This window comes from Flavobacterium sp. LS1R10 (assembly GCF_003968825.1).
Taxonomy (GTDB): domain Bacteria; phylum Bacteroidota; class Bacteroidia; order Flavobacteriales; family Flavobacteriaceae; genus Flavobacterium.
In genome coordinates, this window is record NZ_RYDH01000002.1 from 298292 (window position 1) to 309819 (window position 11528).

General features: G+C 33.7%; 8 protein-coding genes. 2 read left to right on the top strand and 6 right to left on the bottom strand.

All coding sequences use genetic code 11. The features are described from left to right. Window positions 1–20 precede the first annotated feature (20 nt). The 6 genes from EKL96_RS06455 to EKL96_RS06480 form a co-directional block, all read right to left on the bottom strand. Window positions 21–1331 carry an MFS transporter gene (locus EKL96_RS06455; protein WP_126459770.1) on the bottom strand — a complete coding sequence of 437 codons (1311 nt, stop codon included), beginning with the start codon at window positions 1329–1331 and terminating at the stop codon, window positions 21–23. Window positions 1332–1508: 177 nt separating this feature from the next. After that, window positions 1509–2324, bottom strand: coding sequence for a M48 family metallopeptidase (locus EKL96_RS06460; protein WP_126459772.1), 816 nt, complete (start codon window positions 2322–2324; stop codon window positions 1509–1511). 88 nt (window positions 2325–2412) lie between these two features. Continuing rightward, a complete protein-coding gene (locus EKL96_RS06465) occupies window positions 2413–4812 on the bottom strand; it encodes a glycoside hydrolase family 31 protein (RefSeq protein ID WP_126459774.1) in 2400 nt (799 codons plus the stop codon). A 309-nt stretch (window positions 4813–5121) separates the two neighbouring features. Beyond that, window positions 5122–7029: a 1,4-alpha-glucan branching protein GlgB gene (gene glgB, locus EKL96_RS06470; RefSeq protein WP_126459777.1), complete on the bottom strand. Its 1908-nt coding sequence runs from the start codon at window positions 7027–7029 to the stop codon at window positions 5122–5124. Between the two features lie 68 nt (window positions 7030–7097). Further along, window positions 7098–8378, bottom strand: coding sequence for a glucose-1-phosphate adenylyltransferase (locus EKL96_RS06475; protein ID WP_126451441.1), 1281 nt, complete (start codon window positions 8376–8378; stop codon window positions 7098–7100). Next, complete coding sequence (locus EKL96_RS06480) at window positions 8375–9796, bottom strand: glycogen synthase (protein ID WP_126459779.1); 1422 nt, start codon at window positions 9794–9796, stop codon at window positions 8375–8377. The genes EKL96_RS06475 and EKL96_RS06480 overlap by 4 nt, the downstream gene beginning before the upstream one ends. A gap of 153 nt (window positions 9797–9949) precedes the next feature. Between EKL96_RS06480 and EKL96_RS06485 the strand changes: the two genes are divergently transcribed. Beyond that, on the top strand, window positions 9950–10816 hold the full coding sequence (locus EKL96_RS06485) for an alpha/beta hydrolase (RefSeq protein ID WP_126459782.1): 867 nt from the start codon (window positions 9950–9952) through the stop codon (window positions 10814–10816). Window positions 10817–10850: 34 nt separating this feature from the next. Beyond that, window positions 10851–11240, top strand: coding sequence for a peptide-methionine (R)-S-oxide reductase MsrB (msrB, locus tag EKL96_RS06490; RefSeq protein ID WP_126451438.1), 390 nt, complete (start codon window positions 10851–10853; stop codon window positions 11238–11240). Window positions 11241–11528: the final 288 nt, after the last annotated feature.

The window sequence follows — 11528 nt, forward strand, 5'->3', positions numbered from 1 at the left end:
TTAGTTATAATAATTATATACTAATCTTTTCCGTCTTCATTTTTACTCATAAAACTAAGAGCAATATAACCCAATACAAAGAAAATCGCCAATATAAAAATTGAATTCCTAATCGAGTTTGTAATTGAAGCTACAAAACCAAAAATAAATGTACCAAGCACTATGGCAATTTTTTCAGTAACATCAAAAAAACTAAAATAGGTAGCATGATCTTCCGTTTCAGGCAATAACTTGGAATAGGTTGAACGTGATAAGGATTGAATAGCCCCTAAAACCATTCCTATCATTCCTCCAAGCGCATAAATTTGGATATCAATATATGTACTTTTAGCATCTAAGAAGTAGACCGTAAACCAAATAAACGCCCAAATTGCTACAGTAAGTTTTAGTGTTTTTATATTTCCAATTTTCTCTGATATTCTTGAAAATAAATAAGCGCCGAAAATAGCGATTACATTTATTAATAAAATTATAATAATCAATTTACTCGTACTAATTCCTAGTTCTTTTTTAAAGAAAATACCAGCCAATAATATCATTGTTTGTACCCCTATGCTGTAAAGAAAAAAAGCGGTTAAGAATTGTTTTAATTTTGTTAGTTTCTTTATACTTTTTGAAACAACTTTAAGCGCTATTAATCCTTTAAAAATATAATCTTTTTCGGGTTTTTTATGAAATACATTATTAGGCAAATAATAAAAAGTTACTTGGGCAAAACCAATCCACCAAATACCAACAGATAAAAACGAAATCCTCGCCGGTAAAGAAGAATCTGTTATCCCATACCATTGAGGCATCATAACCATCGTCAAATTAAACGCCAATAAAATTACAGAACCAAAATAACCATACATAAATCCTTTTGCACTTACTCGATCATGTTGTTCTGGAAAAGCAATTTCTGGCAAATAAGAATTATAAAAAACAATACTTCCCCAAAAGCCAACACTGGCTAAAATGGTGCCTAAAATTCCAATCCACAATGTGTCCTGTCCCTTAAAAAAGAATAAACTCATCACTGATAACGAACCCAAGTAACAAAAAAACTGCATAAATCGTTTTTTGTTACCCGTATAATCAGCAATTCCAGACAATATTGGTGATAAGAGAGCAACTACCAAAAATGAGAATGATAAAGAGTAAGATAGCAAAGTTGAATTAATGAATTCTGTTCCAAAAAAATGAACAATCCCATTGTTTCCGCTTGTTACCGTTTCATAATAAATGGGAAAAACAGCTGTCGAAATTACTAAACTATAAACGGAGTTAGCCCAATCATAAAAAGCCCAAGCGTTAATAAGCTTTTTATCTCCTTTTTGTAATCCTTTCATATTTCATTTATTTATGCTACGAATTTATTTATTTTTTGTTTAACATTAGACAAAACGGGATGAAATCGTACATTAATAATCCGTTATCATAAGCACGCCGTTAGGATAAACAAAAAAAAGCTTTTCTGAAAAAGAAAAGCTTTTGTATAAAATTAGATTTACTAATTAATATGATTTTTATCTGTATATAATTCCAACTTTTACAGCTGTTGCTTTAGCTTCAGGAATTAATGCTTTCAAATTCGCAATTCGGGTAGCATCAGAGGGGTGTGTACTCATGAATTCTGGCGGTGCTTGCCCAGCGGATTGCGCTGACATCCTTTGCCAAAAAACAACTGATTCCTCTGGATTGTATCCTGCAATAGCCATTAAAGTAAGTCCTATTTTATCGGCCTCCGTTTCATGACCTCTACTAAAAGGTAACATTCCGCCATATTGTGTGGTTACTCCGTAAGCCTGTTGCCAAATTTGTTGATTCTCAGCACTTTTTCCTCCCGTTGCAACAGCAACTCCTACAGCACCTAATTGTTGCAATTGAGCAGCACTCATACGTTGAGCTCCATGATTGGCTAATGCATGCGAAACCTCATGTCCCATTACGGTAGCTAAACCCGCATCATCTTTAGTTATAGGCAGTATTCCGGTATACACTACAATTTTTCCTCCTGGCATACACCAGGCATTCACATCTTTATTGTCTATTAATTTATATTCCCAACGGTAATCCTTCAAATATTGTGATTGATCTAAATATATTAAATATTTTTCTGCAGCAGCTTTAATTCGAAGACCAACTGTTTCCACTTTTTTTGCATCAGCAGTTCCAGTAATTACTTTGTTTTCACTTAAAAAAGTACCATATTGCTGAAATGAGGTTGGAAACAACTCACTATTGGGAACAAAATTTAAGTTTTTTTTTCCTGTAAGCGGATTAGTTGCACAAGAAGATAAAATACCTAGAGCAAAAACCCCTACTATTAAATGCTTTTTCATGATTTTATTATTTTTAGATGTCATACAAAAATACAATTATTAATATTTTAAAATTTATAAAATTAAATTTAAAAGTATCATTTTTTTGTTATTCTCCAATAATATACAAAGCTGTAAATCCCTTATCAACAATCAAATAGCCCTCATTATCCAAAGTAATTTTATCAAATACAACTTCAACGTTATCAATTTCTATTGTTTTGACTTTAAAAGGAAGTCCAATCAAATTTAATTTATACTTAGAATAATTAGTGTCGTATTTTCCTTCTTTATGCAACTGAATGATCAGTTCCTTCTCTTTTCCGGTTGCTTGAAAAGACAAAAAGCTATACCGTCCTTTTTTATAATCATATCCATCTTGCGCATCTTCATACACTACTGATTTTTCTTTTCCTTCGTGATAATAAATATCCAGTGTTAACTCATCAAACTCCAGTTCGCCAACATATTGTTGAACCGGATATTTAGGAATGATTGCTCCTGCTTTTACAAAAATTGGAATTTCATCAAACTTAGTACCTACCCATATTTCTTTTCCGCCATTGACCAATTCGTTGGTCCAATAATTATACCATTGTCCACGAGGAATATACATGCGCCTTCCTACTGAATTAGGTTCTAAAATAGGACAAACAAGAATTTGATTTCCAAAAACAAATTCGTCATTTCTATAATGCGTTTGAATATCTTCCTGATCATAATATACTAATGGCTTCAACATAGGAATTCCTTCCTCAATATATTGCCAAAACATGGTATATAAATAAGGTAATAATTGGTATCTTAAATTCACGAACTTTCTAGTGATATTGATCACTTCTTCATCAAAAGCCCATGGTTCCTGATCGCCGTGATCTCCTGAAGAATGAGTTCTGCAAAAAGGATGAAAAACACCCAATTGAATCCAACGGGCATACAATTCGCCTGATGGTTGTTCTGCAAATCCACCAATATCTGATCCTGTAAAACCCATACCAGATAGAGACATGCGTTGCACCTGAATATTTGCAATCCATAAATGTTCCCAAGTGGCTACATTATCTCCAGTCCAAGAAGACGTGTACCGTTGTGCTCCTGCGTATGCTGATCTTGTTATTACAAAGGGTCTTTTTGGATATGCAAATCGTTTCACACCATGATAGGTTGCTCTGGCCATTTGTGTACCATAAATATTATGTGCTTTTCTATGACTGCAAGGGTTTCCGTCGTAATCATGGCGCACATCCATTGGAAATGTCTTATTAGGAACCTCCATTACTGCGGGTTCATTCATGTCATTCCACACTCCTTTTACTCCAATTTCCGAAATTAATTCTTTGAACAATCCAGCCCACCACTCCCGTACCGCAGGGTTTGTATAATCCGGAAAATTACATTCTCCCGGCCATACTTTTCCTTTCATGTATGGACCGTCAGCTCTTTTGCAGAAATAATCTTTTTCTAAAGCTTCTTGATATACCGAATATTCTTTGTCAATTTTTATTCCCGGATCGATAATTACAACTGTTTTGAAACCATCTTCGGCTAATTCAGCCACCATTCTTTTTGGATCCGGAAAATATTCTTTGTTCCAAGTAAAACATCGAAAACCTTCCATATAATCAATATCCAAATACAGTGCGTCACATGGAATTTTCAACTCTCTAAATTTAGCTGCAACTTCTTTTAAATTGCTTTCCGGATAATAACTCCATTTGCATTGGTGGTATCCAAGTGCCCAAAGTGGCGGCAATTCTGGCTTACCGGTCAAATCAGTATACGTTGTAACCACATCTTGCATTTGGGGTCCGTAAATGAAATAATAATTCATTTCTCCACCTTCAGCCCAATAACTGGTTACATTTCTTCTTTCGTGACAAAAATCAAAATAGGTTCTAAAGGTATTATCAAAGAAAATACCATAGGATTTCTTGTTTCGTAATCCAATATAAAATGGAACAACTTTGTATAAGGGCTCTTGATCTTTTTGAAAAGCATATTGATCTGTTGCAAAATTTTCCAGTCTTTTTCCCTTCAAATTCATTTGGGTTGCTTTGTCGCCAAGTCCGTAAAAACATTCCCCGTCTTTTGAAGCCTTACTCATTTTGACAATGTTACCGCCATATTCATAGCTTTCTTCCCAATGAAATCCAAGCTCATCTTCTAAAATAATATTTTCTTCTAGATCATAAATAGATACTCTCATGTCTATTTTTTGAATCCTGCATTGTACCTTACTGGTTTTTATCTGATAATACTCTTCTGCTTCAGAAACTTCCAGAAAATTATAACCATGAGAATGACTTTTATCAATTGCGTAAGAAAAATCATTGCTAAAATACCCTTTTGTAGTAAATCTAAATCGGATTAAACTATCTCTTAATATGGTTACTTTCAAGATGACACTATTATCGGTATGAAAATAGATTGAATCAACTTCCTGTTCAAAAGAAATTATTTTTGTGGGATATAAATCTCCCTTATATTCTAATTCTGTATTTGTAATCATGTTTTATGGTATTAATTTTAATCTTTTTCTAGCATTCAAACTTACGAAATTACTTTGTAAACAGTTATATGTGTGGGGTTTATTAACGAAAACGTTATAGTTTTTAGACAGTTAAATTTAGAGATAAATAGGTGTGTGTTTTTAAACAAAGAAGGTAAGAGATTAGGAGTTAAAATCAAAAAAAACGATAAATCAACACTAAATTTAAATTAGTTGTTACACCTACATAATTAAGCTTTAAATACTCTTAATCTCTAATTCTCATTGTAATCTGAAGTTCTCTTAACCTCTAAATCGTTTTGTTAAAAATTATCCGATTTTAAAAACAATAACACTTAACGGCGGCAATAGCAATTCAGCAGAATAATCTCTTCCATCATAAGGCAATGACTCAATTGCTATTTTTGTAGTATTAGAAACGCCGCTTCCTCCATAATTTGAAGCATCACTGTTAAAAATTTCTGTCAATTTTCCTTTTTTAGGTAAACCAATTCGATAATCAGGGCGCACCACTTGCGTGAAATTACACACTACAATTATATCGTTTTTTAGATCATTTCCTTTTCGAATGAAAGACATCACCGCATTTTGATGATCCGAATAATTAATCCATTCAAAACCTTCCGGACTGAATTGTTTTTCATATAATCCAGGTTGTGTTTTATACAATTTATTCAAATCTGTAATTAATTTTTTTACGCCTTCATGATAGGGATATTGCAATAAATGCCAATCTAAACTTCCTTCAAAATTCCATTCGTTGCTTTGTCCAAATTCACTTCCCATGAACAATAATTTAGTTCCGGGATGCATAAACATGTAACCATAAAGTAATCTTAAATTCGCAAATTTCTGCCATTCATCTCCTGGCATTCTTCCTGCTATAGATTTTTTTCCGTACACCACTTCGTCATGCGAAAGCGGCAACATAAAATTTTCCGAAAAAGTATAGGTCATCGAGAAAGTCAAATCATTTTGATGGTACTTTCTGTACACCGTGTCTTTTTGAAAATATTCCAAAGTATCGTGCATCCAGCCCATCATCCATTTCATTCCAAAACCCAAACCTCCGATAGATGTTGGTCTCGAAACCATTGGGAACGAGGTACTTTCCTCAGCTATGGTTTGAACGCCTTCATAATTTAGATACACGGCTTCATTAAATTCTTTCAGGAAACTAATAGTATCTAGATTTTCTCTTCCACCGTAAATATTAGGTTCCCATTCGCCTTCTTTTCTGGAATAATCCAGATACAACATCGAGGCGACGGCATCTACCCGCAAAGCATCCGCATGGTAATGTTGCAACCAAAATAACGCATTACTAATCAAAAAAGAGCGAACCTCATTTCGTCCATAATTGAAAACTAAACTTTTCCAATCTGGATGATAGCCTTTTTTACGATCTGGATGTTCAAAAAGATTGGAACCGTCAAAAAATCCTAAACCATGTGCATCATCTGGAAAATGAGAGGGTACCCAATCCAGGATTACTCCAATTCCTGCTTCGTGCAATTTATCTACTAAATGCATGAATTCCTGTGGATTCCCAAAACGGGAAGTTGGTGCAAAATACCCCACTAATTGATAGCCCCAAGACGGATCGTATGGATATTCCATGATGGGCATGAACTCCACGTGCGTAAATCCAGTTTCTTTTATATAATGTACTAAATCTTCGGCAAATTCTAGATACGTCAGAAAGCGATTATCTTCTGCATGCCGTTTCCAGGATCCTAAATGGACTTCATATACTGAATAAGGCTTGTCTAAACCATTGTGGTTCTGACGCGTTTTCATCCAGTTTTTGTCTTTCCATTGATACTCTAAATCCCAAACTACTGAGGCAGTGTGTGGTGGTTTTTCACAATAAAAAGCAAACGGATCCGCTTTCTCTGTTATGATTCCACCATTATTAGATTGTATTTTATATTTATAGGTTGTCCCTTTTTTGATGTTTGGAATAAATCCTTCCCAAATGCCAGAGGAGTCCCAGCGAACTTCCAACAGATGTTTACCTTGTGTCCAGAAATTGAAATCCCCAACTACAGAAACAGACTGAGCTGTTGGCGCCCAAACCGCAAAATAAACACCGTCTGTTCCATCAACTGAAAGAAGATGTGCACCTAGTTTTTCATACAGACGAAAATGTTTCCCTGATTTGAATAATTCAATATCGAAATCGGTAAAAAGGGAATGCGAGATAACTTTGCTCATATAACAATTGTATGCTTCTGCTTTGTGTAAAAATCAGAATATTAGTGTAAGAAAAACAGTTTTTAGGGTTACTTAATAATGTAATTGTCTGGTATAACTGCTCCTTTTTTGATAACAACAATTCCATCTTTTATGGCATACAACTCATTAGAAAAATCTTCTAGATGGTTTCCACCATTGATATATACATCATTACCAATTCTGCAGTTTTTATCCACGAGAGCATTACTTATAAAACATCTTTCCCCAATTCCAACCAATTGTCTGTCGCTTTTAAGATCTTCATTCATATCATCAATATTCTGATAGAAATCATTACCCATTACGTAGCTGTTTTGAATGATAGTTCCCTCCCCTATTCTGGATCGAATACCAATTACAGAACGATTAATTTCTTTGGCATTCAAAATGCAACCTTCTGAAATCAATGATTTATCAACCATTGTTTTTTGGAATTTTGATGGCGGCAATAATCTTGGTCTGGTATAAATTTTATTAGTATCATCAAATAAATTAAATTTTGGCAAGTCATCCGTAAGTCCAATATTCGCTTCAAAAAAGGAATCTATATTACCAATATCCGTCCAGTATCCTTCATATTGATAACTTAAAATCTTTCTGTGGCCTACCGCTTGCGGAATAATTTCTTTGCCAAAATCTTTGGTTTCTTTATTGGACATGATATCGACCAACAGTTTTTTGTTAAAAATGTAGATTCCCATCGAAGCCAAGTAATTTTTTCCTTCACTTTTCATTTGTTCACTCACATCCGATTCCCAATCCGGTAATAATTCCTTCGCTGGTTTTTCGATAAAGGATTCAATACAGCTTTCGGAGTTTGTTTTTAATATCCCAAATTCAGGCGCATCTTTAGCATTTACTGGCAAAGTAGCAATAGAGATATCAGCTTCGTTCTTAATGTGTTCTTCTAGCATATCGTTGAAATCCATTTGATACAACTGATCTCCGGAAAGTATCAACGCATAATCGAAATCATGGTTTAAGAAATGAGGCATACATTGTCTTACGGCATCGGCAGTCCCTTGAAACCAGGTTGGATTATCAGGAGTTTGTTCAGCAGCAAGAATATCAACAAAGGCATGGCTAAAAATACTAAAGTTATAGGTGTTTTTTATGTGTGCATTCAGGGAAGCCGAATTAAATTGTGTCAATACAAACATTCTGTAAATATCTGAATTCATACAATTTGAAATAGGAATATCAACCAATCGGTATTTTCCTCCTATTGGTACAGCTGGTTTTGATCGTGATTCTGTCAAGGGATACAATCTTGAACCTTGTCCTCCACCTAAAATAATTGCAATAACATTTTTCTTTTTGGGTTTCATTTCTTGTTGCTTATTAGTTTGTACATTTCTATATATTCCTGACAAACACGCTCCCATGAATGGTCTGTGTTCATTCCTATTTTTCTAATTTTGTTCAGATGTTCTTTATCATCATATAAATTGACGGCTCTTTGAATAGAATAACAAACATCACCAACTGTGGCCTGATTGTGGCAAATTCCGTTTCCGTCATCGCCAAAATCAACAACTGTGTCTCTTAACCCACCAGTTCGTCTCACAATGGGAATTGTTCCGTAGCGCAACGAATACATTTGGTTTAAACCGCAAGGCTCTACTCTGGAAGGCATTAATAAAAAATCAGAACCGGCGTAAATCAAGTGTGCTAATTCTTCATTATAACCAATAAACGTATTGTAATTTCCTTTGTAATCTTGTAGCAAAGTATTCAATTGTTTTTCAATAATTGTACTTCCGGATCCTAAAATCAAAATATTAATTTGTTGATAATTCTCAGATAAAGCAAGAGCTGCGGCTGGTGGTAATAAATCCCCTCCTTTTTCTTCTAATAATCTTCCAATAAAACTAAAAAGTGGTTTTGTTGGATCTAAATTAAAGAGTTTGCATAATTTTTCTTTATTTTCCTGTTTTCCTTTTTCAAAATTTTTAATCGAATAGTTTTTTTCTATCATCGCGTCTTTTTCCGGATCCCAAACTTCAATATCAATTCCGTTCAAAATCCCTTTAGACTTATACCGAACCAAATTAAATAGTGATTCCAGACCATTTGCTGAATAGTTGATTTCATTTAGATAATTTGGAGAAACTGTGGTAACAGCCCAAGCACATTTTATGGCTACTGCCAATGAATTAATGCAATTATCCCATTCTAAAACATTTACGTGAGCCAAATCAAATTCGGGTAAATAATATAATTTATTAAACCCAAACTGCCCTTGGTATAAACCATTATGAATGGTAATCATGGAAGGAATATTTCGTAATTTTTCGTATTTGTGACAATACAACATCATAAATGGAATCATACCTGTATGATGATCGTGACAATTAATGACATCAGCAACTTCGCTTCTGCCTGTAATCCAATCCAAAGTGGCGATCTGGAAAGACAAAAAACGTTCAATATCATCTTCGTAACCATACACGTCTTTCCTGTCGAATAAATCCGGAATGTCAACCAAATACAATTCAAATCCTAGTTGGTCTGTTTTTTCTTTTAGAATACTATACGGAAAATTAAAATTTCCAAGTTTTACAGAACTCCAATGAACACATTCAAACTCATTTTCTTTTTTAAACTTTGTATCATAACAAGGTATTACAACCCTTACACGATGCTCTGCATTGTTTTGATATTTTGGTAATGCGCCAACTACATCAGCTAAACCTCCTACTTTTGCAACAGGATAACACTCTGCACTGATATGAAATATTTCCATGTATGAACTTTTGATATTTTTAATTAATTTTAACCCCTATTTTAGTCTTTTATATAAATACGCCTGAAAACTTTCTAAAAAATACTACTTTTATGTTTTTCTAAATTTACTAAAAAAATTATAATATAATAACCTGCTTGAAAATTTATTAAAATGACAAAAAAGTCTTCTAATCATACCCAATCATTGAAAATTCCTAAAATTATTTTATTAACCAGTAAATTAATCTCTTTTATTTCACCAAAACTAATTACATTATTTGTAGCTAAACTGTTTACTACACCCATAAAACATAAGATTCCAAAAAGAGAGTTAGAAATGGATCGAAATAGTATACAAAAATTAATTTCAATTCCGGCAATTGGCAAAGAAGTTGTTGTGTATAAATACGGGGAAAGTGATAAGAAAGTTTTGTTGGTGCACGGTTGGTCAGGACGCGGAACGCAATTATTCAAAATAGCGGACGAATTGCTTAAAGCCGGATATTCTACGATCAGTTTTGATGCTCCTGCACATGGAAAATCACCTGGAAAAACAACTATAATGGTCGATTTTATCGATACCGTTCTAGAAATTGAGAAGCAATTTGGACCCTTTGAAGCAGCAATTGGTCATTCATTAGGAGGAATGTCCGTTCTGAACGCCATAAATAAAGGTTTAAAAGTAAATTATGCCGTGGTGATTGGCAGTGGTGATATCGTACAAGACATTATAAATGATTTTGTTGCAAAATTAGCATTGAAACCTAATGTAAGTACTCTTTTGCGTTTGCATTTCGAAAAAAAATACGGAGAAAAAATGAATAGTTATTCTGCTTTTTTGGCTGCAAAAGAAACAGCGATTCCAGTTTTAGTAATACATGATAACCATGATCCTGAAGTACCAGTAAGAGCAGGAATTCATATACATAAATATCTAAAAAACGGGGAGTTGTTATTAACCGATGGTTTAGGACATCGAAAAATTCTAGGCAATATTAAAGTAATTGAAAAAACGGTTCAATTCATTGCAAATAAATAGAATACCACTTTATATACTTAATAAAAATAAAATTATGAAATATCCTTTAGAAAAAACAGAACAAGAATGGAAAGAAAAATTAGGAGCAGAACGCTATAGAATTCTTCGACAAAAAGGAACTGAATACCCACATACTGGAACTTATAACTTACATTTCGAAAAAGGAACCTATTGCTGTGGCGCCTGCGGCGTATCTTTGTTCGAAAGCAACTCTAAGTTTGATGCTCATTGTGGTTGGCCGTCATTTGACGAATCTATTCTTGGGAAAGTAGAATATATTTCTGATGTAACACTAGGTATGAAACGCACTGAAATCCTTTGTGCTAATTGTGGCAGCCATTTAGGGCACGTTTTTGATGACGGACCTACAAAAACCGGACAACGCTATTGCGTGAATTCTTTATCAGTGGACTTCAAAGAATAGTGATACGGCTTTATTTGAAAACGCAACGGAATGGAATAAAAATTTAGAATCATTATAACAAATAAGTAATAACCATGGTATAATGTCGTATTTTAAAATCAGGATAAAATTATGTAACAATATGATTTAAAGCTGTTTTACTTAAAGTTAATTCTTTTGACTTTACGACTTTTAAACTTTCGACTTACTTATATAGGCAAAAAACATCCGTTGCAGTTAGAGTAGTGCCCAGAATTGGATTAATCCCAGAAGCCGAAGACGGTATCAAAGCTAAAAAAGAACTCTTGC